The following is a 24,576-nucleotide window of genomic DNA, read 5'->3' as shown; positions in this document are numbered from 1 at the left end:
CTTTAAACAAACTTTAAGACATCTAACGGTTGTTTAAGCTGGTGGTCTGCGAGTTCCCATTCATCCGTCGTCCCGAAACCGAACCGGCAAATCGCAACCGGCATGTCAGCAATTCGTGCTGCTTCGATATCAGACGACCGGTCACCGACCATCAAGTACTCGACGTTTCCAAACTCTGCTCGATGTGCCGCTAAAATATCAGCTTTTTGTTTCCCGTTCACTGAACCTAAACATTTCGGACTCGTGAAAAACGGTCGGATGGCTTGACTGTCGAGGACAAGATTCATGTAGTGGACCCCGCAATTGCTTGCCGTCGAGACAATATGTCCTTGTTCCGTCAAGGTGCGGAGTAAATCCCGGACTCCTTCAAACAACACCTCTTGATCCTTCATTGTCTGTTCTAAATGATGATGACGCTTTTGGCGAATCAACCGAATGTCTTCTTCTGACGCATCCGGAATCGCCTTTTCCCAAAACGCACTTCCCGCCAGTCCGTAACTTGCCCGAACGCGGTCTTTTGATGGCTTTTCAAGATGCGGCATGTCTGCCATCGCAAGATGAATCGCCTCTGTCATCTGATTTGTCGAGTCGATCAATGTCCCATCAATATCAAATAAAATAACTGCCATGAAAACACTCCTCTATTTTTTTAGCATTCTCTTTTTTCTAACATATAGGTAAACCCCGAGAAGAAGCAATAGCCCGACAATCCACGGAGTATACTGGTGAAAATCATGATGTCGTCCATTCATACCATGCCCGAGCTTTTTTCCACCCCAGATGAAAAACGCGGACCACACAAAAAAGGACACTGTCGTTGCGAGCGTGAACGTTAAACGAGAAACACCTGTCAGACCTGCTCCAACCGCAAAACCCATTCGCCACATCGGTGACAGGAGTAAAATAAATCGTCCGCGCGTCTCCATTTGCTGTTGAAATTGAACCATTCTCGTTTCAGAAATCCGAAACAATTTAAAAACGCGTCCAAGTAGCCGCTCACTTCCGAGTTGACCGATCGTAAAGAAGATGTTCTGGCTGACGACGAAACTGAAGACGGCGACAAGTAACATCAAGACAATATTTGATTGTGCCGTATGCACCAAGTAACCCGCATAGGCGAGCGGAACTTCACTTGGTAAAAACGGAAACATTAATGTCACCATAATCCCTAGATAACCATAGGACTCCATCCATGCATGCCAGGCCATCACATACCTCCTCTTCTCCGTTCGTTTCCTCTTCTTAGTGTAACGAACTTTACGAGTAGCGTACAGAAAACAACTTTTTTCCATTATAAAAGCCTGACACTGAATCAATCAGTGTCAGGCTCAACAATCCGTCTATGTTTCAGTAGGCATCTTCACTTTGGATAGGTTGCGTTCGTGCTTTTTGTTGCTCATCCTGCCAATCACTATATCGCGTCAACTCTTCAAAAATCGTTTTCGTGACGAACAGAATAATCGCGACATCATCTGCGAACCCAAAACCAAGAATAAAATCTGGAATCAAGTCGATTGGTGAAACCAGATAAATCAACGCACCGATTACTTTTAGAATTGTTGTCCGGCGGATATTTCGGTATTCTCCTGATTGATACGAACGTACCATATCAATGAATAAGCGAACCGGCGAAAAGACAAGTGACAGACTTGAATTTTTTTGAATTGAATTGTTCGCTCGTTTTAAAATCGATTTTGTTTTTTTCGGACGATCGATATAGTCCTTTGCTTCTTCCGCATATTGATCTTGTTGTTGTTTTAATTTCTCATTCGATAAATCCATCCGTAAATCCCCCATTCGACGATTTAATGTCTTTAACGTTAATACTATTCCCTCTACACTTGATTGATAATCCTCAACCGTACTTGAAACGTTAGGTTTTAATCAATCCGATTCAGGCTATTCCATTTAGAAGGAAAGTTGCAAAGAAGAGGAGTGAAAGACATGGATTTAGTCAATCAAACGGTCATTATTACTGGTGCTGCAAACGGGATTGGTGCAACGCTTGCTAAAACATATGCAAATGAAGGTGCCGTCGTCATTTTAGCAGATATTGATCAAATGACGGGTGAAGTCATTGCTCAAGAAATCGAAGAAGCTGGTGGAACGGCTTACTTTTACCGGTTGGACGTTCAAGACGAACATGATGTCAACTTACTCATCGAAAAAGCATTAGAACATACAGGTAAAATCGACATCATCATCAATAACGCCGGCATCATCATTCGAAAATCCCTTCTTGAACTCACGCTCGAAGAATGGGACCGCGTCAACCATACGAACTTACGCAGTATCTTTTTGACAACAAAGGCAGCTGCACCACATCTAAAACACGGTGGTCGAATCGTTAACTTGGCTTCGACTCGTGCCTATATGTCGGAGCCTGATACAGAATCGTATGCCGCAACAAAAGGTGGAATCGTCGCTTTGACACATGCTCTTGCCGTTTCGTTAGGTCCCAAAGGCGTTCTCGTCAATGCAATCGCACCAGGGTGGATCGAGACCGGGAATTATCATGAACTTTCCCCGGAGGATCATTCGCAACACCCGTCTGGACGCGTCGGTAAGCCAGAAGATGTCGCTCGTGCCGCCCTGTTCTTAACGAACCCCGAAAATGATTTCTTGACGGGAGAGACACTTGTCCTTGATGGTGGGATGACGCGAAAAATGATCTATGAAGAATGAGTACCGATCGACTGATTGAAAACCATGCGACTACAAGGGTGGGAGTTATTGCATTCTCCCCTCTTGTTTCACGTGACTCCTTCAGGAAAAAGTCCCAACGTATCTTGTCTTGCCGAGCAAAGCGCTTAAAAAAGTAATTCCTTTTTTTGTGTCTGACCATTTAGTCCAAAACTAATTTAAATAACCAAATCATTCATATATCAAACCACTTTTTAATAATGAATATAAAATATTACAAAAACATATCAATGGTCTTTTATTGAATTTTATCTTTCTATCACGTCTACCATTCCTTTTTTACCGCTTTATACCAGTCTTTTCATTGTCTTCTTTACGATACTTATCAATTATTTTCATAAAAAGTACATCCTTTCTATCATTATTTTCCTTATTATTTTAAATAAACTGTAACGTCCCTCCGTAAAAATTGTTGTTAGAGTAGTACAAGTATCACTCAACAACAAGGAAGGACTGATCGATTCACTTATGAAAAAATCTTTCATGCACTCAATAGGAATTTCCCTGATGACACTCACACTTCTCACAACACCATTCGTTACATCCGTAGGTGCTGCGACTTCATATAAAGACAAACAACAACAAAACGAACAAAAACAATCAAAACAAAAAGAAGCACTCGACGAAAACAATCAACAATTATCGAAAGCCCAAGAGAAAGTTTACGCGATTGACCAACAAATCAATGGATTGACGCTTCAAGTCGTCGAAAATGAACAAAAGATTGATCAAAACGAACGTCAGTTAACGAAACTTAAACAAAAGATTACAGCTTTACAGAAGAAAATCAAAAAACAAGAAAAAATGCTCGGCGATCGGCTGGCAGTTCGACAAGCTAAATCTGATAAAGATCCATTGCTCGAAGCTGTCTTCGGTGCAGAAGACATTGGTGATATGATCAGTCGCTTCAACGCATTCAATACGATTGCCGAAAGTGATGCTTCATTATTAAAAGATTACGAAACGAGTAAACAAGAGTTGGCAGAAGCAAAACAAGAACTTGAAGATACACGTACCGCACTCATCCATGACCGGAAAGTTCTAAAAAAGAAGCAACACGAGTTGAATGCTGAAAAGGACAAACGAACAGCCTTATTAAAACGCTTGAAGAAACAAAAGCGTTCAATCGAATCAAACATCTTAAGTCTAAAAGAGGCCGCTGCTCAACTTAAGGCACAAGAAGCGGCAGCCAAAGCCGCTGCTCTCGCAGCTAAAAAACAAGCAGCCGCGCAATCGGCGCAACCTGCTTCAATCAGTAAAGCAAGTACGAAAGTTATCTCAAATGCAACCGGAAAATTCATCAAACCTGCGAACGGTTCCATTTCACAAGGTATGGGTGCCGCGAGCGGAAATAATGGCTATGCTTATCATAACGGGACCGATTTCGCTGGACCGGTCAATTCTGCAATCGTCGCATCAGCTGCTGGAACTGTCATTCAAGCAAGCTCCGGTGGTCCGTATGGTAATCATGTCTATATCGCACACAACATCGGTGGTAAGACATATACGACTGTTTATGCGCATATGAATGCCTTGACAGTTAAACAAGGACAACAAGTCAAGCAAGGCCAACAAATCGGAAAACTCGGTAGTACGGGGAATTCAACCGGTCCCCATCTTCACTTCGAGATTCATGAAGGTGGCTACCAATATAATGCGAACGGACGGACAAACGAACTAAACCCAGAAAGTTTCTTTTAAAATGAATAAGCCCCGACACGTCGATTGATGTGTCGGGGCTTATTTTTTTTATTGAGAACATGAGAGATCATTAAATTTTAAATTGATTTGTTTGTTGATCAAGTGATGTTGTTGTCGCCTCGAGTTCTAACATCAATTGATGAATTTGCTCGAACGAAGCTTGTTGATCACGCATCGAAGCTGCGACCTCTTGATTCCCTGCCGCTAACTCTTCCATTACGCCACTAACCGAACTGACCTGATTGACTACATCATTCGCTTGTTCTTTCGAGCGGACAAGCTGTGATGTCACGTAATTGAGCGTTTCAGTGACATCGGCTACATTTTTCCGCGTCTCTTCGAATGCCGATTTGACTTGAGCAAAGTTTGCGACCTGATTCTCTTGTTCTTTTTCAGAACGCAACAATGCTTCTTGCAAGACAGCACCATCTTGGCGAATCGAACGTACGAGTGAGAAGATTGATCGTGTCGCTTGGTGCGTCTCGTCCGCAAGTTTTTTCACTTCGCTTGCGACGACGGCAAAGCCACGTCCTGCTTCTCCGGCTCTTGCCGCTTCAATCGCTGCATTCAAGGATAAGAGGTTTGTCTGCGCCGAGACACCTGAAACAAGTTCTGCCATTTTTTCGATTTGTTGTGTCTGTTCAAGGAAACCTTCTAGCTGACGTCCAAGTTCGCGGTTTTGAACCGTCGACGCAGCGAGTGAGGCTGTTTGTTCTTCCATGACCGAAGCACTCTGCCCCATCGTCGTGTCTGCGACTTGACCTTGGCTTAATGCAAGCTGAGCCCGACGTTCACTTTGGTCGAATGAGGAGCTCATGTCTGTAATCGTACTGACCGTCGTCTGTAAATCATCCGATACTGTCTGTGTTCCGCTCGCCATCTCATTGATCGCATGCGTCATGTTACCAGACACTTCGACGATGTTCGCATTTTCAGACGTTGCCTGTTCACTCATTTGACTGATTGTATTCGAAGTATGACTAATCGTCCCAATCACACCATGTAACGTTTGTTGCATTTGCGCAATCGCTGACTCGAGACGACCGATTTCATCTGCTCGTCCTGACGTCTCCAGTTGCTCCGATAAATCACCAGCCGAAATTTGCTCCGCTGTTTTAACGACACGGCTGATTGGACGCGTAATGCTCCGTGCGAAATACCAATTATATAGTGCTAACGCAATCAATAAAACAAACGTTGCGATTAACACAGTCCGTGTCAAATTGACGGTCTGGTCCTTCGCTTCTTGTTGCAGTACATCATAAAACTCACCGTTTTTTGTATGTAGTGTATACAAATCACTTAGTACACCCTCGATTCGGGCAGCATATGATCGGATTTCAATCGGGTTACGCCCCTCGACCAAATCATTTCGTTCAGCTGATAACGCAGTATATTTTGCTTCCGCCCGGTCCATTTCCGTTTTAAATGCATCAATTAAATACGTTTTTTCAAGCAACTGTAGCGCCTTCTCGTTCTTTTGACTTAAAGCGAGTACTTGCTCGACTTGACTGTCAGACGGTTGAGTTGCAAGACGGTTCCATGCGGCTTGTTCGTACAGTAGTTTTGTTTCAAGTTCCGAGATTTCGACAAGCTGTTTTCCGTAATCTTCGTTGTACGATTGAATTTGCCGGAGTTCAACCAACGTCCATCCCATCAAGGCAACGACACTGATGATCGTCACGAGTGTCGAAATTAAAAAGCGTGTCCGTAACGTCATTGTACGTCAACCTTCCCTTCTAATACATCTTGTTTCAGTTGCTCAAGTTGCTTTAAATCTTTCTCTGAAAACGTTACATTTCGAATCGGGGCTAGTTGAATCGCACCTTCTTTGACACCGAGCACGATTTGACCCGACTGTAACCCTTTTTCTTTTACCGTATCGCCAATCGTCGTGATCGCGAGATCGACTTGTTTTAACATCGAGGTCATGACGGCGTCAGGCGCAATTGCCGTCTGATCACTATCGACACCAATCGCTTTATTGCCTTTTGCTTGCGCTGCTTCGAGGACACCACTGCCCGTCAAACCAGCTGCGGCAAATAACACATCTGCTTGTTGTTTCATTTGATCGTTCGCAATCGTCCGTCCTTTTTCGGGTGCTGCAAAGTCTTCTGCATAATCGACTAAAACTTTGATGTCCGGATTGACGGCTTTTGCTCCTGCCGTGTATCCTTTTTCAAACTTTTCGATTAAAGGCGACTTCATTCCTCCAACAAACCCAATCGTCTCATTTTCCGATTGAAGCGCAGCAGCAGCTCCTGCAAGATAACTGCCTTCATCTTCTTTAAATGTAACCGATAAGACATTTGGTAGTTCTGATACGGCATCAATCAACGCAAATTGTTGCAATGGATAACGTTTCGCGACTTCTTCTAATTCCGCTTGTCCCATAAAACCTAATCCGACGACGACGGTCGGCTTCTCTTTTGCCAACGTATCAAACGCCACTTTATATGTTTTCGTTTCCCCTAGTTCACGATAATCAATGAACCAATCTTCTTTTTCACGTAGTAAGGCCATCCCACTCATCGCGGCATCACTAAACGATTGATCACCAAGACCGACATCTGATAAGACAACCGCCATTTTTTGACGTTCCTTCACTGCTTGATCTGGATCGTCGATGATACTTCCACAACCTGCTAAACTGATCGTCGTCGCAAGCATTGCTAGTTTCCAGTGTTTCAACATCTCTACACTTCCTTCCAACGTTCTACATCTGATTATCGGAAGTGATGTCTGACTTCTTAATAGCTAGATTAAATTCAGAATTTTCCTGACAACAAAAAAACACGCCCCTCCTAACATAGGAAAGACGTGTCTGATGATGTATTTATTGCGAATTAATAATCGCTGTCTGAAGAACCGCCTGTTACGATGGCGATACCAGCAGATGCACCGATACGTGATGCACCAGCATCGATCATCGCTTTAGCGCCTTCGAAGTCACGAACGCCACCTGAAGCTTTTACACCGATGTCAGGTCCCACTGTTTCACGCATGAGGCGAATGTCTTCAACCGTTGCACCACCAGTTGAGAAACCAGTTGATGTTTTAACGAAGTTCGCTCCAGCTTTGACTGAAAGTTCAGCAGCTGTTTTGATTTCTTCTTTTGTTAAGAGGCAGTTTTCAAAAATGACTTTAACGAGCGTACCATTCGCCGCTTCGACTACTGCACGGATATCACGTTCCACGAGTTCCACGTCACCGTCTTTTAGTGCGCCGATGTTAAGAACCATGTCGATTTCAGTTGCACCGTTTTTGATCGCATCTTTCGTTTCGAAAGCTTTGACTTCTGGTGTGTTCGCACCAAGTGGGAAACCGATTACTGTACAAACTTTAACGTCGTCGTCAGACTTTAAAAGTTCTGCTGCAAGTGCGACATACGTCGGGTTGACACAGACGCTAGCAAATTTGTACTCGAGTGCTTCCTTGCAAAGTGTTTCGATTTGGGCGCGTGATGTTTCCGGCTTGAGTGCCGTGTGGTCGATCATAGCTGCTAAGTTCATGATTAGTTTTCCTCCTTAAGGATATCCCTTATACTCTTTTTCTATTCTATCACGCAAGAGGTCAGACTTCTATCTTTTTACGCTACTTTCCGCAGTTGTTTTTTTCGAAGCAGCAAACTGTTTAACGTAAAGACGAGCGCAGCCGACCAAATAAATGTAAACGCGACCAAGTGTGTACGTGTAAAGGGTTCATCATACAAGAGAACACCGATGGCAAGTGATAGCGTCGGAGCAACAAACTGTAGAAAACCGACGACTGTATATGGGATCCGTTGGGCACCAAAACCGAATAAAAGTAACGGTACGGCCGTGATTACACCTGTCAACAATAATCCTGCCGTGACGAACGGTGTGTGCGAGAAGGTCGACGTTCCTTGTACACCGAGATAACTGATAAAAAGGAGTGCGAGCGGTAGCGGTGCGAGCGTTTCGAGTGTCAGACTGACCGTCGCTTCGAGCGGACGTTGTTTCTTGACGACACCATAAAAGCCGAAACTAAATGCGAGCGCAAGCGAAATCCAAGGGAACTCGCCATAACCGATTGTTAAAATCAAGACACCGATCGTCGCGAGCAAAATTGCAATCCATTCAATCCGTGACAGTTTCTCTTTAAAGAAGAACACCCCGAACACGATGCTGACGAGCGGATTGATGTAGTAGCCAAGCGAGGCTTCGACGATGAAATTATGGTTGACTGCCCAGATGTAGATAAACCAATTCATACTAATGATGATTCCGTTCAAGAAAAACAATCTTCGTGTCCGTTGATTTTTAAACGCCGTCGTCAATTTAGGTAATGCTTTTTGGAAATACAATAACAGTAATAAAAACAAAAACGACCAGACAATCCGATTGGCGAGTATTGCCTCGCTTGAGACGCTAGCTAACAGCTTCCAATAAATCGGAAGTAATCCCCAAATGACATATGCTCCTAATGTGGCAAACAGGCCAGGTTTATTCATCGTTCCATTCCTCTTTTCTGAATTACGAGACCTTTTTCATCTTCATTCGTCCTGCCGATAAACCACTGATCGTAAACAGTGCGACGGCAATCCAGATGAACAGGAAGGCCACGAAGTGAATCGATGTAAACACATCATTAAACAAAAAGACACCGAGTACTAACGTCAACGTCGGTGCGATGTACTGCAAGATACCGACATATACAAATGGAATCTTCGGCATACCGTACCCAAACAGCATCAACTGAACAGCTGTCGCAACACCAAGCATGATGATGGCAATCAAGGCTCCGGTCGGTAAAGCGAGCGGATTCGCTCCCGTCACACCAAGCGTCAACAACGCGAACGGTAATGTCACTAACGTCTCTAGGAATAACCCTGATAACGGTTCTGCCGCTGCCTTTTTCTTTAACACACCATAAAAAGCAAACGAAACAGCAAGCGAAAAAGCAATGATTGGAAACTTCCCGTAGCCGAATGTCAAAATCAAGACACCGATGATGGCACTGATGATGGCAATCAATTGGGGCCGGTTCAAACGTTCTTGGAAAAATAACAACCCAAACAATACGCTGACGAGCGGATTGATGTAATAGCCGAGCGACGATTCGACGATGTACCCTTCACCGATTGCATAGAGATAGAGCGTCCAATTCCCACCGAGGACAAGACCAGCAGCTAAAACGGTCAGACGTTGTTTTTTATTCCGCCATAATCGACCGACTTGCGTAAATTTGCCGGACAAACGTAATAATAGTGTGACGAAGATGAACGCACTGATGATGCGAATCGACACGACCGTCCATGCCGGAACAGTGTCTGCAAATAATTTGTAAATCGGTAACAACCCGCCAATCACGTAGGCGACGAACGTCGCGCTCATTCCCCGTTTATCCACAATGAACCTCCTTATGTATACAAGTAAAGCCGCCATCATCATGGCGACTTTTTCGTTATTCCTGATCGAGCGTCGTAAATAAGGTTTTCATTTCTGACTCCGTCAAGTCACGCCATTCACCAATCGGTAAATCACCTAACTCAATATTCATGATACGGACCCGCTGCAACCGTTTGACGCGGTAACCAAATTCTTTACACATGCGACGAATCTGCCGGTTCAGCCCTTGCGTCAAGACGATTCGGAATGTCCGTGACTCGAGTTGTTCGACGATACATTCTTTCGTTGTCGTTCCAAGGATATCGACGCCGCTCGCCATTCCTTCGATGAACGTCTCTGTGATCGGGGCATCAACCGTTACGATATATTCTTTATCGTGATTATTCTCTGCCCGTAAAATCCGGTTGACGATGTCCCCATCGTTCGTCAAAATGATCAGTCCATCTGAGTCTTTGTCTAAGCGCCCGATCGGGAAAATCCGTTTCGGATGATTGACGAAATCGATGATATTTCCTTCGATGTCGAGTTCGGTCGTACATGTGATGCCGACCGGTTTGTTCAAAATCAAGTACTCAAGTGTCGGTTTTGTTTGGAGCGGCTGTCCATCGATTTCAACGGCATCCGTCGCTTCCGCTTGTGAGCCGAGTTCGGCAACGACACCGTTGATTGTGACGCGACCGGCATCGACCAATTTATCCGCTGCTCGTCTTGAGCAGTATCCTGTTTCACTGATGAATTTATTAATTCGCATAGATTGTCCTCTTTCTCTTGTTAGAATCTTTCCTCAGTGTAGCGTATCCGTTACTTGAAAACAAAATAATTTATTTTGTACAGCGTGTTATGAAGCGTGAACATGCGATATCGAGAGTCAATCCGTTCGTGCTCCCCTGTCTCTCACCTCGTCTTCAAAGCGGCAGGGTCGCGACCGATTGTATTTTGCGGTTCTAAGGAGATTCAAGACGGAGTGCACTCTAAACCGTCTGCTTGTCTGGCTTTTTTTCAAGATATTACCTAAAAAGCGTCACGTTTCGTTGATTCCTACGGGAAAAAGTGCGTTTTCAACGCACTTTCAGAGGCAGGCAAGACCCTGCTCGTTGTCCGTTAGGACCAAGGAGCAACGGCTTGCGCCTCGCCCGAGGAAAGCAACGAATAAAGACGCTTGATCTCCCGATAGCACGTTGTCTACTCGCTAAAAAAGTTCGCCTCCCTGAAGCAGGAAGACGAACTCATTTCAGATCGCTTGTTCTTTTAATGTCTCCATGATGCGGACGAATTGTCCGTCATTCATTGGATAGCCGGCTTTATTGATTTTGACGCGCACGAGTTGACCAATCAAAGATTCGTCTCCCTCGATCGCGACACGTAAGTAATTGTCCGTGTAACCGACGAGACGACCGCCTGCTTCTTCCGAAAACTCTTCCGGAATGATTTCAAGCAGTTCCCCTTCGTATTTTGAAGCATATTCTTTTGCGAGTTGATCCGATAAAGCGATCAAACGCGCAACACGCTGTTCTTTCATCGACTCTTCCACTTGATCGTCCATCATCGCAGCTGGTGTCCCTGTCCGTTTCGAGTAAGGGAAGACATGCAGCTCACTGAACTTATGATTATTGATGAAGTTGAACGTCTCCATGAATTCTTCTTCCGTCTCACCCGGGAAACCGACGATGACATCTGACGTGATGGCACAGTCCGGTAACACTTCTTTCAGACGCGTGATCCGTTCCCCGAACTCCGCCATCGTGTACTTACGACGCATCCGCCGTAAAACGGTATCCGATGCTGACTGAATCGGAACATGCAAGTGTCGGACGACGATTGGCGAATCCTTTAAGACGTCTAACACTTCATCCGTGATTTGACTCGCTTCGATCGAAGAAATCCGAAGGCGTTCAAGACCTGTGACGGACTCGAGTGCTTTGAGTAACTTCGCTAAGTTATAGTCTTTCAAATCTTCACCGTAGCCACCCGTATGAATCCCCGTCAAGACGATTTCTTTGTAACCGGCATCAACGAGCTGTTGTGCTTGCTTTAAGACATCTTCCGGTTGACGAGAACGCATCAACCCACGTGCCCATGGAATGATGCAGAAGGTACAAAAATTATTGCAGCCTTCTTGAATCTTCAGCGAAGCACGTGTCCGGTCCGTAAACGCTGGAACGTCCAGTTCTTCGTAGACTTTTGCCTTCATGATGTTCCCGACTGCATTAATTGGCATCCGTTCTTCGCGGAACTGTTCGATGTACCCAATCATCTTGTGGCGGTCTTGCGTCCCGACGACGACGTCAACCCCTGGAATCGCCATGATTTCTGCAGGCGATGTCTGCGCATAACAACCCGTTACACAGATGACACTGTCTGGATTTTGACGAATCGCCCGTCGAATGACTTGACGACTTTTTTTATCACCCGTATTCGTAACGGTACATGTATTGACGACGTAGACGTCTGCATGATCTGCAAAATCGACACGCGCGTAACCTGCATCTTTAAACAGCTGCCAGACGGCCTCTGTCTCATAATGATTGACTTTACAGCCAAGCGTTTGAAAGGCAACAGTAGCCATTTCGTTCACCCTTTCAGTTCAAAATGATACGATACGGCGGATAGGACATACAGCGGCGCCGTTTCCGTCCGTAAAATCCGTCGTCCGAGTGATGCCGGTAAGAAGCCGGCATCAGTCAACCGTGTTACCTCCGTCTCCGTCAGTCCACCTTCAGGACCAATCACGACGAGGAGTGAATCCCCTGCTTGTAGTCGCGCAAGGGTCGAGGCAAAAGCCGTAGCTTCGCCTTCTTTCGCTGCTTCTTCATACGCGACTAAACATGCAGTATATTGCGGTGCTTCTTGTAGGACTTCATCATACGTCACATAGTCAACTTGCGGCAAGTGAGCACGGTAGGATTGCTCGGCAGCTTCTTTGATGATTTTTTCAAGACGCTCGAGTTTTTTCGGGACCTTTTTCGCATCCCATTTCGAGACCGAACGGGCGGATTCAAAAATGAGTAGTTGATTCATCCCGAGTTCGGTCGCTTTTTGAGCGACAAGCTCGATTTTATCACCTTTCGGCAAGGCATAGGCAAGCGTCACCCGAATCGGTAATTCTGTATCGATTGATGACGACTCGACAATCCGTGCGATGGCCTGTTGTTTGTCGAGTTCTTCGAGCGCACAACGAAATAGGCCGGTTCCATCAAGGACCAAGATTTCATCCCCGACATCCATCCGCATGACGTTTTTCATATGATGGGCGTCATCCTTTTGCAAGGTAAACCGTTCTCCCGAGCGAGCTGCCTGTTCTACAAAGTATCGTTGCATCGGCTCAGGCCTCGCGTTTCGCAATGATTGCGACCCAGTCTTCCAGTTTTGTTGTTTCAACAATCGTAAAGCCGGCCTCGGTCATCGCCTCGACAACCATGTCTTTCTTCTGACTGATGATGCCTGAAGCAATGAAGTGCCCGCCTGGCAGTGTCAGCTCGTAGGCATCGTTCACAAACAATAAGATGACCTCAGCTAAGATGTTTGCGACAATCAATTCGACAGGCTCATTTAATGCTTTCATCAAGTCACCTTGACGGACTGTGATCCGGTCACTGACTTGATTGAGTGCCACGTTATCCGTCGCTGATTTAACAGCGACTTCATCTAAATCAAGCGCGAACACATCTTTTGCTCCCAGTTTCGCAGCGGCGATTGCGAGGACACCTGAACCCGTCCCGACATCGACGACGCGATCTTGCTCTTGCAAGTAGTTTTCAATCGCTTGAATACAGAGAACTGTCGTCGGATGCGTTCCTGTCCCAAACGCCATACCCGGGTCAAGTTCGATGATTTTTTCATCCGGTTGTGGTGTATAGTCTTCCCACATCGGAACAACCGTCAAGTGACGGCTGATCTTGACCGGTTTATAAAACTGTTTCCACGAATGGGCCCAGTCTTCTTCATCGACTTGTGTGAGCGTGACAGTACCTGAACCGATCGTCAGTCCGAACTGCGTCAGCATCTGGATATCACGTTCGATTCCTTTAATCATATCCGTCAAATCGCTACTTTCCGCAAGATAAGCTTTGACGAGGACACCTGTATCCGGATATTCGTCTCGTTTTTTCTCATCCCAAATTTCACCGAAGTTGTCTTCACGATGCGACATCATCTCGAAATCTTCGACATCCTCGATGACGACACCACTCGCTCCTGCTTCATGTAAAATATTCGAGACTGCTTCGACTGCTTCTTGTGTCGTATGGACACAAACTTCTGACCATTTCATTTCCTGTCACGCTCCTTTAGCGAATCACCCTTTAAAGAATGTTTTAATACGGCCAAAGACACCTTCATGCTGCTCTTCGACACCTTTTTCATCACTGATTTCGTTGAATTCACGTAAGATTTCTTTTTGACGATCTGTCAAATGCTTCGGTGTGATGAGGACGACGTTGACATACTGGTCACCATGATGACCTGAACGAACGTTCGGCATCCCTTTACCACGAAGGCGGAACCGTGATCCAGTTTGTGTACCGGCCGGAATCTTCAAGCTAACTTTTCCATGAACGGTTGGCACTTCGATTTCATCCCCGAGTGTCGCTTGAGCGAATGTTAACGGCATGTCCATGACGATATGATCGTCAACGCGCTCGAACAATTCGTGTTCCCGGACACGGACGACGACGTAGAGATCACCGAACGGTCCGCCGTTGACGCCTGCTTCCCCTTTACCAGCTAAGCGAATTTGTTGTCCATTGTCGATCCCTGCTGGAATTTTGACACGAACGTCTTTATTTTTACGGACACGACCTGCACCACGACATGTTTCACATGGTTCTTTGACGATTTGTCCACGCCCGTGACATGTCGAACATGTTGTTTGGTTGACGACACGACCGAACATCGTGTTTTGTTCGACGTTGATGTGACCTGATCCAGCACAACGTTTACATGTTTCTGGGTGCGTCCCTGGTTTTGCACCTGATCCATGACACGTTTCGCAATCTTCCTCGATTGGAATCGTGATGACTTTCTCAACACCCGAGAATGCCTCCATGAAATCAATTTCTTCTACGTACTGGAGATCTTGTCCTTTACGCGGTGCATTCGGATCTTGACGGCGTCCACCACCACCAAAGAACATGTCAAAGATGTCCCCGAATCCTTCTGCGCCGCCGAATCCTGCACCACCTTGCGATGGATCTTGGTGACCGTACTGATCGTAACGTGCTCGTTTATTGTCGTCAGACAAAATTTCGTACGCTTCCGAAATCTCTTTGAATTTTGCATCGGCATCTGATTCTTTATTGACATCCGGATGGTACGTCCGGGCGAGTTTCCGATAAGCTCGTTTAATTTCTGCTGCTGAGGCGTCGCGTGCAACACCTAACACTTCATAATAATCGCGTTTTTCCACGTTCAGTCTCCCTCTCTTTGGCTCCGATTCACTTCATACTGTTTGATTTTACCGAACTTCGTGCGACATGGAAAGAGCCAAAGCGCGGATCACGCTTTGGCTCTCTCTAGCGCCCGAAAAATCGGTCGATTCGAATTATTTGTTGTCTTTATCGTCTACTTCTTCAAATTCTGCGTCCATGACGTTGTCGTCTTGTCCGTCAGCTTGTGCGCCTTCAGCGCCAGCTTGTTGTTGAGCCATGTTTTCGTAGACTTTTTGTGTGAGTTCTTGAACGACTGTTGATAATTCATCTTTCGCCGTACGAATCGCTTCGATGTCTTCTCCAGCAAGAGCCGTTGTTACTTTTTCTTTTGCAGCTTCTGCTTTTTCTTTATCGGCAGCATCGATTTGTTCGCCGAGATCTTTGATTGCTTTATCTGTCGCGAAGACGAGTTGATCGGCTTCGTTACGAAGTTCAACTTCTTCTTTACGTTTGTTGTCTGCATCTGCGTTCGCTTCAGCATCTTTGACCATTTGATCGATGTCCGCTTCAGTCAAGCCGCTTGATGATTGGATTGTGATCGATTGTTCTTTGTTTGTACCGAGGTCTTTCGCCGATACGTTAACGATTCCGTTTGCATCGATGTCGAATTTAACTTCGATTTGCGGCACGCCGCGTTGTGCCGGTGGAATGTCTGTCAACTGGAAACGACCCAGCGTTTTGTTATCTGTTGCCATCGGACGTTCCCCTTGAAGGACGTGGATATCTACTGCCGGCTGGTTATCAGCTGCTGTAGAGAACACTTGTGATTTCGATGTCGGGATCGTCGTGTTACGATCGATCAACTTCGTCATCACGCTACCCATTGTTTCGATTCCGAGTGAGAGTGGTGTTACGTCAAGAAGAACAACGTCTTTGACGTCACCAGTCAATACGCCACCTTGAACTGCTGCACCGAGGGCAACAACTTCATCCGGGTTAACGCCTTTGAATGATTCTTTACCTGTGAAGTCTTGAACTGCTTTTTGGACTGCAGGAATTCGTGTTGATCCACCAACAAGAATGATTTTATCGATTTTATCTGGTGACATACCAGCATCGCTAAGTGCACGACGCGTTGGTTCCATCGTCCGCTCGACGAGGTCAGCAGTCAAATCGTCGAATTTCGCACGTGATAACGTCATTTCAAGGTGAAGTGGACCTGCTGCGCCAGCCGTGATGAACGGAAGGCTGATTTGTGTTGAAGAGACACCTGAAAGGTCTTTCTTCGCTTTTTCAGCAGCATCTTTCAAACGTTGAAGTGCCATTTTATCTTGTGCTAAGTCGATGCCATTGTCTTTTTTGAATTCTGCAACAAGGTGATCGATGATTTTTTGGTCAAAATCATCTCCTCCAAGACGGCTGTCACCGGCTGTTGAAACAACTTCAAAGACACCATCACCAAGTTCAAGGATTGAAACGTCGAATGTACCGCCACCTAAGTCATAGATGAGGATTGTGTGGTCTTCGCCTTTTTCAAGTCCGTATGCAAGTGCTGCTGCAGTTGGCTCGTTGATGATCCGTTTCACGTCAAGACCAGCGATTGTACCCGCGTCTTTTGTTGCTTGGCGTTCTGCATCATTGAAATAAGCAGGTACTGTGATGACAGCTTCCGTTACTTTTTCACCGAGATAATCTTCAGCTTGCGCTTTCAATTTTTGAAGGATGATTGCTGATACTTCTTGTGGCGTGTAATCTTTTCCTTCAACTTCAACTTTGTAGTCTGTACCCATGTGACGTTTAATCGACATGATTGTATTCGGGTTCGTGATTGCTTGACGTTTCGCGACTTCCCCGACTTGACGCTCTCCGTTTTTAAAAGCGACGACAGATGGTGTCGTACGGTTACCTTCTGCGTTTGCGATAACGACCGGCTCTCCGCCTTCCATTACTGCTACACATGAGTTCGTTGTACCTAAGTCAATACCAATGATTTTTGCCATGATAAATTCCTCACCTTCGATTAGTTAATTGTTGTGTTTCGGATGATTCGAGATTACTCTGCGACTTTGACCATGCTTGGACGAATCACGCGGTCATGTAACTTATACCCTTTTTGGAATTCAGCCGTTACGATGCCCGACTCGAATTCGTCACTTGCTTCCTGAACGACTGCCTGATGCAGATTCGGGTCAAAGGCTTCGCCAACCGCTGGAATTTCAACGACACCTTCGTTTTGAAGGGTTTCGGCTAACTGACGCTTGACCATTTCGACACCCGCTAAGACGGACTTTGTTTCTTCGTTGTCAGACTCAATCTGAAGTGCGCGATCAAGGTTATCGACGAGTGGGAGTAACTTCTCGACGATAGATTGTGATGAATACTTCGCACGATTTTCTGCTTCAATCCGGTTACGGCGCTTGAAGTTATCAAAATCGGCACGCAACCGTAATTCTGATGCTTTTGCTTCAGCAAGTTGCGCTTCAAAATTCGGTGTCGCTTCTTCTTCGACGAGGTCCGCTTGCACGAGTTCCTCTTCTGTTACTTCAACTGTTTCTGCTTGTTGCTCGGTTGTTTCTTCATTACTGAGGTTTTGATTCTGCTCTTTTTCTTCCACTCTGAATCGAGCCCCTTTCTATATTCAATCCAAGCTGTTTTTACGCAGCTCGGTTTGGAATGCTTGCAAAAGATGAATGATCGAATTGATGCCTCGATTATAATCCATCCGTTTTGGACCAATCAGCGCAAGTGTCCCGAGCGAAACGCCATCAACGGAGTAATGGGCACGGATCACGCTACAATCCTTCAGGGCATCGACATTGTTCTCGCTTCCGATCGTAATCAAGATTTGATTATCGAGATTCGGACTCAAGAAATCAAACAATGCTTCCTGCTGTTCAATCAATTCTAAGACAGGTCTTAGTTTGGCGACGTCTTGAAATTCCGGTTGGTCGAACATATTTGCTTTCCCACCCAGATAAATCAAGGGACGCTCATCCTGTTGATCCATCAGAACGATATCGAGTGCTTTCGAAAGTAACGACGTCTGCTCCGAATGTTCGGAACGAAAACGTCTGATTTCTTCCAGCAAACGAATACGAAGATTGCTCAGTGGCGTTCCTCGTAACGTCTTATTCAGACGTTCCATCAGTCGACTCGCTGCCTCACGTGAGAGAGCTTCCGCTAACTGAAGTGTCTTATGCTCAACATGACCTGTCTCCGTTACGAGAACGATTACGACGCGTCCTTCTGCTAACGGGATTAATTCTAAATGGTGGAGCCGTTGTCCTTCTTCTTTAGGACCTAATACAAGTGTCGTGTAATGCGTCAATTCGCTCAACAAGTCCGCCGTATGTCTGATCAAGCGATCATTTTCATTCACGGAATGGGCAAATAATGATTTTAATGCTTTTGCCTCTTGCGGTGAGATGCTTTCCGGACGAATCAGATGATCGACATAAAATCGATATCCAAGCTCAGATGGAATTCGTCCCGCAGAAGTATGCGGTTTTTCAATCAATCCCATCTCTTCGAGGTCCGCCATCTCATTTCGAATGGTCGCGGAACTGAACGTCACGTCGTCTCGTTTCGAGAGCGTCCGTGAGCCGACGGGTTGAGCGGTTTTGATATAATCATCGACGATTGCACGCAAAATCAACAATTGACGATCCGTCAGCACCTTCTTCACCACCTTATTTTGTTAGCACTCACTTTTAACGAGTGCTAATTACATCTTTACTATAAGGAATAGTGGAAATGATGTCAACAGATTTGCTGAACCCTTTGAACAATTTCCCATTATACGATACAGTGAAACAAATGATGAAAAGGATGATCAAGATGCTTGAGATGTTTGCGATGGCCGGTGTGTTCGTTTGGTTGTTCATTGCCATCATCGGAACGACTGCTTATTTCGCAAGAAAATCTAAAAAATAGACGCGTACGAGGAAAATAACGAGAAAAGACGCTTTTATCTCCCAATAGCACGTTGTCTGTACGCAAAAAACCAATCCCGCTACTGTGGATTGGTTTTTTTGTCGTCCTGAAATCATTCAACTTCCGCTTCACCGATGAACTCGGCGAATACTTCATTCGCAAGCGGGACACCCGCCTCCGTTAATCGCAAGTGTGTATCCGTCCGTTCGACTAATCCGCGCGGCAATAACTTCGTGATTGTTTTACCAAAAGCAGCATCTAACGCTATCCCATACTTTTGCTCAAAGTGTTCGATTGACACCCCTTGTTTCATCCGAAGTCCGAGGAACATCTCTTCTTCCATTCGCTCGACACGTGTCAGTGGTGTCTCGTTGCGGACCGGTAAACCTTCCGCCTTGATGTAATGCGGAATCGGTGCGATGTTCGCGCGACGTGTTTGAGCGATGTAACTATGCGAGCCTGCGCCGAAACCGTAATACTCATCATTTTCCCAGTAGACCCGGTTATGCCGACTTTCTTTCCCCGGTAACGAGAAGTTCGAAATTTCGTATTGTTTCAAACCACCGGCTTCAATCGTCTCAATCATCAAACGATACATCTCTGCTTCAAGATCTTGTGTCGGTAACGGGAGTTTTCCTTTTCGTTCTTGAATCGCGAACACGGTGTGCGGTTCCAAAATTAACGAGTACGACGAAATATGGGTGATCGGTAAGCGAAGGGCGCGCTCGACATCGTATTTAACTTGCTCAAGCGTTTGATTCGGTAAGCCGAACATCAAATCGACGGAAATGTTATCAAACCGTTTAGCCGCTTCGTCAAGCGTCTCTGCGACTTTCGCTTCCCGGTGCGTCCGACCGATCCGTTCAAGCAATCCGTCATCAAACGACTGGACACCGAAACTGACACGGTTGACACCACCCGCTTTCATGATATCGAGTTTTTCAGGCGATACGCCGTCCGGATTCGACTCGACCGTGTATTCAAGCGTCTCATCCGTCAGCGGCAAGAGATGTTTGCTGATGATGTCCATCAGACGTTGCATCTGTTGTTCGTTCAGGGCAGTCGGTGTTCCGCCACCAATGAAAATCGTTTCAAGTCGATCGGTCGGGTATTGTTGTAGTGTCAGTTCGATTTCACGTTCTAACGCATCTAAATATTCCGCAACCGGTTGATTCTTTAAAAATACTTTATTGAAATCACAGTAGTAACAGATATGTTCACAAAACGGAATGTGGACATATGCGGCGCGTGGAGTCATTTCGCCTCATCCTTTCTATATAAACAAGAAAAAGGGTGCGTTAAACGCCCCCTTTTGACTTTAATCTTCATCCATCGACAGAACCGACATGAAGGCTTCTTGAGGTACCTCTACCGAGCCTACCATCTTCATGCGCTTCTTACCTTCTTTTTGCTTCTCAAGCAATTTACGTTTTCGTGAGATATCCCCACCATAACATTTTGCGAGAACGTTTTTCCGAAGGGCTTTAATCGTCGAACGCGCAACGATTTTTGTCCCGACCGCAGCTTGAATCGGCACTTCGAATTGCATCCGTGGAATCAATTCTTTTAATTTATCAACGATGACTTTCCCACGTTCGTACGCAAAATCACGGTGAACGATGAAACTCAGGGCATCGACGTTTTCGTTATTCAATAGGATATCCATCTTCACAAGGCGTGATTGTTGGTAGCCAATCAATTCGTAATCCAGTGAAGCATATCCTTTTGTACTCGATTTTAATTGATCGAAGAAATCATAAACGATTTCCGAAAGCGGTAACTCATACGTGATTTTAACACGTGTCGTATCGATGTATTCCATGTCGATGAACGTCCCACGTTTCTTTTGACAAAGTTCCATGATTGCCCCGACATAGTCGTTCGGCGTCATGACAGCTGCCTTGACGAAAGGTTCTTCGATGAACTCGACCTTTTGTTGATCGGGCATCTTCGACGGGTTGTCGACATGCAAGACTTCGCCAGACGTCGTCGTCACGTTGTAGATAACCGACGGTGCTGTCGTGATCATATCGATGTTGAACTCACGTTCGATTCGCTCTTGAATGATTTCCATGTGCAACATACCTAGGAATCCACAGCGGAAACCGAATCCGAGTGCTTGCGATGTCTCCGGCTCGAACTCGAGTGCTGCATCACTTAACTGGAGACGCTCAAGCGCTTCACGTAAATCATTGTAACGGGCGGCATCGATTGGATACAGTCCACAATACACCATCGGATTCATTTTCCGGTAACCCGGCAACGCTTCGATTGCCGGTTGTTTCGCGAGTGTAATCGTATCCCCTACTCGGACGTCTCCAACGGTCTTAATCGACGCTGACAATGTACCAACATCTCCGACCGTTAATTCTTGTTGACGAAGTGCCTTTGGTGTCGAAACGGCAAGTTCTAAGACTTCGAAATCTTTACCGGTCGACATCATACGAATTTTATCACCGACTTTGACCGTTCCGTTGACGATTCGGATTGATGCGACAACACCACGGTACGGGTCATAGAACGAGTCAAAAATTAACGCTTCAAGCGGTGCAGCCGGATCACCGGTTGGTGCAGGCACTTTTTCGACGATTTGTTCAAGAATCTCTTCAATTCCGATTCCTGCTTTTGCTGACGTCGGAACCGCTTCAGATGCATCGAGTCCGATGACATCTTCGATTTCTTGACGAACACGTTCGACATCCGCCGACGGCAGGTCAATTTTATTGATGATCGGTAAAATTTCAAGATCGTTATCTAACGCCAAGTAGACGTTCGCGAGTGTTTGTGCTTCAATCCCTTGCGCCGCATCGACGACGAGAACAGCACCTTCACACGCTGCGAGTGAACGCGAAACTTCATAAGTAAAGTCGACGTGTCCAGGTGTGTCGATCAGATGGAGGATATATTCCTCACCATCTTTTGCTGTATACTTCAATTGGACGGCATTCAACTTGATTGTAATTCCACGTTCCCGTTCGAGATCCATGGCATCAAGCGTTTGGTCTTTCATTTCCCGTGACGTCAAAGCGCCTGTTCTTTCTAGAATACGGTCAGCGAGCGTCGATTTCCCGTGGTCGATATGGGCGATAATCGAGAAGTTCCGAATGCTCTTTTGCCGTTTTAAACGGTCTGCATTATTCATGTTTATAGTCACCTTACCTTATATTCAAACGTACATACGCTTCATTATAACAAAAATCAGACGAGCTGTACCATCCCGTTTTGTTTTACCGAAAAACAAAAATCCAAAGAAACCCTAGAGCTGTTATTGCTTTTAAGAAAAACGTTTGCTACAATTGTGTTTGTTCTGTTGAACGATAAATGCAGATATGCGAATATAAATCTCGAATGAGTTTTCTTGGAGGTGAATCATCCATGGCTAACATTAAATCAGCAATCAAGCGTGTTAAAACAGCTGAAAAACGCCGCGTCGCTAACGTACAACGTAAATCGTCAATGCGTTCAGCTATCAAAGCAGTCGAAACTTTCGCTACTGAAGGTAACAAAGAGCAAGCGCTCGTAGCTTTCAACACAGCGTCTAAGAAAATCGACAAAGCTGCTGCTAAAGGTCTTATCCACAGCAACAAAGCTGGTCGTGACAAATCACGTCTCGCTAAACTCGTAAACGCACTTTAATTCTTTCCGAAGAATACGGTGATCGATCGCCACTAGGGGCTTCCCCGGTGGCGATTTTTTTGTGCTTAAAAAAGAGACCGACTCCAAAAGAATGCTTCCTTTCGAGTCAGTCTCAGTTGATTTGAATACTTCGTTTCAATACGTCAATCGATCGACCATCACGTGATGCGGACCAATTCCTTCGATTTCAAATTGCTCACTCGCAATCTTCATTCCAAATCGTTCGTAGAACGGAACTGCGACTAGCCGGGCATTACACCACCAACCAGTAGCTTGCCGTTCCTTTAAAATTCGTCGTGCTTCTTCAAGCAATGCAATCCCGTATCCTTCACCACGTACATCCGGACTCGTCGCCATTCCTCGCAATTGATATGTCAATTCGGGAGCTGTATCACATGACCGTTTTGCAAATGAGCCGATTGCGACAATTTTACCGCCCTTGACGCCTCCGAGGTGAAACGTATCTGTCGCCAAGTCGTCCGGATACGTGCACGCCTCAATCGGTTGATGCGGACGTAAGACGCCATGACGAAGTGGAATCACTTCTGTTGCTTGAATCATTCGAATTTCCATTAGTTAGTCAGCTCCTCACAAAGTCGCTAGTCGGACGATTAGTGAATCAAACAATATTCGCTTATCACCACGCCCAGTCTTCATCCCTTCATCAGTCGTCGTGATGGCGATTAACGCTTGTTCGAGTTGGGCGAACGTAAATCGTTTCCCGGACTGCAATGCTAATTTAATCGCATATGGATGCGCCCCGACCTTTGAAGCAATTTGTCGTTCACCATAACCTTGTTCCGCCAGGCGCTTAGACAGTAACATCATTCGGTACTGACGTGCCATCAAACCGAGCAGCGCTAATATTTCCTGACCTTGCTTTTCTAAGTCACGAATCAGGCGAATCGCAGGCTCAAGTTGACGTTTCATTAAGTAATCCGTCAATTGAAAGACATTGTCTTCAAGTGTCCGCGGTACTAACAAATCAACATCCGCCAATTCAATCGTCGGATGATCGCCTGCATAAAGCATCAGCTTATCGAGCTCATGCGCTAACGTTCCCCACATTTCTCCTGTCAAAAAGATTAACCGTTCAATTGCCGGTCGCTCCATCCGGTATCCTTTGTCATTAACAGTATCCATCGTAAAGCGGAATAATTCTTCCGAAGTCGGCTTTTTTGCTTCGAGGACCGTCGCACGATCTTTCAACCGCTTGACGATTTTTTTTCGTTCATCCAGTTTCTCCGCTTCGACAATTAAAACGACGACTGCATAATCTGCCGGTTGTAAGACATATTCCGCTAATCGATCAACGTTATGCGTTTTTTTATCTTTCGCGCCCGTCAGAAAAGTCGCTGGTTTTGCAACCACGACACGGTAATCACTTAAAAAAGGAACTGTTTCCGCCTCATCTAACACGGCATCGAGAGGCTGATCGTTTAAATCGATCTTCATGTAGTCAAATCGTTCGCCATCTGGTAATGCCGCCTTCACGATTTCACGTTCCCACTCCTCTAAAAGATGACGCTCCGTCCCATATAATAAATAAAGGTTAGCCAACTTTCCATTGACAAGCCAAGGTGTTTTCATCATTCCCACCACATTTCACAGTTTGTTCTTAACTTCATCATAGATAATCCTCTTTTATTCCGCTATACTAGAAGCGGAATCTATTAAGGGGGAATGCAGCATGGCACATTCAGTACGCCCACCAAGTGAAAATGCGTTTGAAAACGATATTCAATCAAAACGTAATGACGCGCTTGACTCAGCCGTCGGTTTTGGCGCTTCATTTGGTTTCTTCGCCGTTTTATTCATCATTGGCGTTTTAATCAAATTCTTAAGTCTATAATCACTAAAACAGC

25 protein-coding genes are annotated in these 24,576 nt (G+C 45.6%); 5 read left to right on the top strand and 20 right to left on the bottom strand.

Annotated elements, in window-relative coordinates:
- Positions 1-2: 2 nt before the first annotated feature.
- The 3 genes from KNP99_RS07820 to KNP99_RS07810 form a co-directional block, all read right to left on the bottom strand.
- The gene (locus KNP99_RS07820) at positions 3-629 is read right to left on the bottom strand and encodes an HAD family hydrolase (protein WP_215193150.1); all 627 of its coding nucleotides are present in this window, start codon (positions 627-629) and stop codon (positions 3-5) included.
- 12 nt (positions 630-641) lie between these two features.
- Positions 642-1,208 carry a DedA family protein gene (locus KNP99_RS07815; protein WP_215193149.1) on the bottom strand — a complete coding sequence of 189 codons (567 nt, stop codon included), beginning with the start codon at positions 1,206-1,208 and terminating at the stop codon, positions 642-644.
- A 139-nt stretch (positions 1,209-1,347) separates the two neighbouring features.
- Positions 1,348-1,782, bottom strand: coding sequence for a YkvA family protein (locus KNP99_RS07810; protein ID WP_088836537.1), 435 nt, complete (start codon positions 1,780-1,782; stop codon positions 1,348-1,350).
- Between the two features lie 162 nt (positions 1,783-1,944).
- On the opposite strand from KNP99_RS07810, the gene KNP99_RS07805 reads away from it, so the two are divergent.
- Entirely contained in the window at positions 1,945-2,685 is a 741-nt protein-coding gene (locus KNP99_RS07805) for an SDR family NAD(P)-dependent oxidoreductase (protein WP_214845806.1), read from the top strand.
- A gap of 525 nt (positions 2,686-3,210) precedes the next feature.
- Positions 3,211-4,404, top strand: coding sequence for a murein hydrolase activator EnvC family protein (locus tag KNP99_RS07800; protein ID WP_239456840.1), 1,194 nt, complete (start codon positions 3,211-3,213; stop codon positions 4,402-4,404).
- 70 nt (positions 4,405-4,474) lie between these two features.
- Here the strand turns inward: KNP99_RS07800 and KNP99_RS07795 are convergent, their stop codons facing one another.
- The 13 genes from KNP99_RS07795 to hrcA all read right to left on the bottom strand — a co-directional run bounded on the left by KNP99_RS07795 (position 4,475) and on the right by hrcA (position 18,818).
- Positions 4,475-6,124, bottom strand: coding sequence for a methyl-accepting chemotaxis protein (locus tag KNP99_RS07795; protein ID WP_214765450.1), 1,650 nt, complete (start codon positions 6,122-6,124; stop codon positions 4,475-4,477).
- A complete protein-coding gene (locus KNP99_RS07790) occupies positions 6,121-7,098 on the bottom strand; it encodes a BMP family lipoprotein (RefSeq protein ID WP_088836533.1) in 978 nt (325 codons plus the stop codon). Before KNP99_RS07790 ends, KNP99_RS07795 begins: the two co-directional genes overlap by 4 nt.
- A 152-nt stretch (positions 7,099-7,250) precedes the next feature.
- Positions 7,251-7,916, bottom strand: a complete 666-nt coding sequence (deoC, locus tag KNP99_RS07785) for a deoxyribose-phosphate aldolase (RefSeq protein ID WP_029332908.1) — start codon at positions 7,914-7,916, stop codon at positions 7,251-7,253.
- A gap of 77 nt (positions 7,917-7,993) precedes the next feature.
- Positions 7,994-8,878, bottom strand: coding sequence for an EamA family transporter RarD (gene rarD, locus KNP99_RS07780; protein WP_215193148.1), 885 nt, complete (start codon positions 8,876-8,878; stop codon positions 7,994-7,996).
- A 22-nt stretch (positions 8,879-8,900) separates the two neighbouring features.
- Positions 8,901-9,776 carry an EamA family transporter RarD gene (gene rarD / locus KNP99_RS07775; protein WP_029332906.1) on the bottom strand — a complete coding sequence of 292 codons (876 nt, stop codon included), beginning with the start codon at positions 9,774-9,776 and terminating at the stop codon, positions 8,901-8,903.
- A 55-nt stretch (positions 9,777-9,831) separates the two neighbouring features.
- Entirely contained in the window at positions 9,832-10,527 is a 696-nt protein-coding gene (gene rluF, locus KNP99_RS07770; RefSeq protein WP_088836530.1) for a 23S rRNA pseudouridine(2604) synthase RluF, read from the bottom strand.
- A 480-nt stretch (positions 10,528-11,007) separates the two neighbouring features.
- Positions 11,008-12,342 carry a tRNA (N(6)-L-threonylcarbamoyladenosine(37)-C(2))-methylthiotransferase MtaB gene (mtaB, locus tag KNP99_RS07765; RefSeq protein WP_214802707.1) on the bottom strand — a complete coding sequence of 445 codons (1,335 nt, stop codon included), beginning with the start codon at positions 12,340-12,342 and terminating at the stop codon, positions 11,008-11,010.
- A 5-nt stretch (positions 12,343-12,347) separates the two neighbouring features.
- The gene (locus tag KNP99_RS07760; protein ID WP_088836528.1) at positions 12,348-13,094 is read right to left on the bottom strand and encodes a 16S rRNA (uracil(1498)-N(3))-methyltransferase; all 747 of its coding nucleotides are present in this window, start codon (positions 13,092-13,094) and stop codon (positions 12,348-12,350) included.
- Positions 13,095-13,098: 4 nt separating this feature from the next.
- Positions 13,099-14,046 (bottom strand): 50S ribosomal protein L11 methyltransferase, encoded by a 948-nt coding sequence (gene prmA / locus KNP99_RS07755; protein WP_029332902.1) that lies wholly within the window; start codon positions 14,044-14,046, stop codon positions 13,099-13,101.
- A 24-nt stretch (positions 14,047-14,070) separates the two neighbouring features.
- Positions 14,071-15,180, bottom strand: coding sequence for a molecular chaperone DnaJ (gene dnaJ / locus KNP99_RS07750; protein WP_088836526.1), 1,110 nt, complete (start codon positions 15,178-15,180; stop codon positions 14,071-14,073).
- A 135-nt stretch (positions 15,181-15,315) separates the two neighbouring features.
- Positions 15,316-17,142 carry a molecular chaperone DnaK gene (gene dnaK / locus KNP99_RS07745; protein WP_088836525.1) on the bottom strand — a complete coding sequence of 609 codons (1,827 nt, stop codon included), beginning with the start codon at positions 17,140-17,142 and terminating at the stop codon, positions 15,316-15,318.
- Between the two features lie 53 nt (positions 17,143-17,195).
- Entirely contained in the window at positions 17,196-17,756 is a 561-nt protein-coding gene (gene grpE / locus KNP99_RS07740; RefSeq protein ID WP_029332899.1) for a nucleotide exchange factor GrpE, read from the bottom strand.
- 24 nt (positions 17,757-17,780) lie between these two features.
- Positions 17,781-18,818, bottom strand: coding sequence for a heat-inducible transcriptional repressor HrcA (hrcA, locus tag KNP99_RS07735; RefSeq protein ID WP_029332898.1), 1,038 nt, complete (start codon positions 18,816-18,818; stop codon positions 17,781-17,783).
- 77 nt (positions 18,819-18,895) lie between these two features.
- Between hrcA and KNP99_RS07730 the strand changes: the two genes are divergently transcribed.
- On the top strand, positions 18,896-19,075 hold the full coding sequence (locus tag KNP99_RS07730) for a hypothetical protein (protein WP_215193147.1): 180 nt from the start codon (positions 18,896-18,898) through the stop codon (positions 19,073-19,075).
- Positions 19,076-19,187: 112 nt separating this feature from the next.
- On the opposite strand, the gene hemW is transcribed toward KNP99_RS07730, so the two are convergent.
- Together hemW and lepA are read right to left on the bottom strand one after the other, a co-directional pair.
- Complete coding sequence (gene hemW / locus KNP99_RS07725; RefSeq protein WP_088836523.1) at positions 19,188-20,333, bottom strand: radical SAM family heme chaperone HemW; 1,146 nt, start codon at positions 20,331-20,333, stop codon at positions 19,188-19,190.
- Positions 20,334-20,393: 60 nt separating this feature from the next.
- Positions 20,394-22,217 carry a translation elongation factor 4 gene (lepA, locus tag KNP99_RS07720; RefSeq protein WP_029332895.1) on the bottom strand — a complete coding sequence of 608 codons (1,824 nt, stop codon included), beginning with the start codon at positions 22,215-22,217 and terminating at the stop codon, positions 20,394-20,396.
- Positions 22,218-22,450: 233 nt separating this feature from the next.
- Between lepA and rpsT the strand changes: the two genes are divergently transcribed.
- On the top strand, positions 22,451-22,711 hold the full coding sequence (gene rpsT, locus KNP99_RS07715) for a 30S ribosomal protein S20 (protein WP_014969761.1): 261 nt from the start codon (positions 22,451-22,453) through the stop codon (positions 22,709-22,711).
- A gap of 135 nt (positions 22,712-22,846) precedes the next feature.
- On the opposite strand, the gene KNP99_RS07710 is transcribed toward rpsT, so the two are convergent.
- A complete protein-coding gene (locus KNP99_RS07710) occupies positions 22,847-23,284 on the bottom strand; it encodes a GNAT family N-acetyltransferase (protein WP_215193146.1) in 438 nt (145 codons plus the stop codon).
- Positions 23,285-23,299: 15 nt separating this feature from the next.
- Positions 23,300-24,301, bottom strand: a complete 1,002-nt coding sequence (gene holA / locus KNP99_RS07705; RefSeq protein ID WP_214765458.1) for a DNA polymerase III subunit delta — start codon at positions 24,299-24,301, stop codon at positions 23,300-23,302.
- Between the two features lie 100 nt (positions 24,302-24,401).
- On the opposite strand from holA, the gene KNP99_RS07700 reads away from it, so the two are divergent.
- Positions 24,402-24,563, top strand: a complete 162-nt coding sequence (locus KNP99_RS07700; protein ID WP_029332892.1) for a YqzM family protein — start codon at positions 24,402-24,404, stop codon at positions 24,561-24,563.
- Positions 24,564-24,576 lie beyond the last annotated feature (13 nt).

Origin of the sequence: Exiguobacterium sp. s95 (genome assembly GCF_018618655.1) — a bacterium.
Lineage (GTDB): Bacteria > Bacillota > Bacilli > Exiguobacteriales > Exiguobacteriaceae > Exiguobacterium_A > Exiguobacterium_A oxidotolerans.
This window is presented reverse-complemented; position numbering and strand designations above follow the sequence as displayed.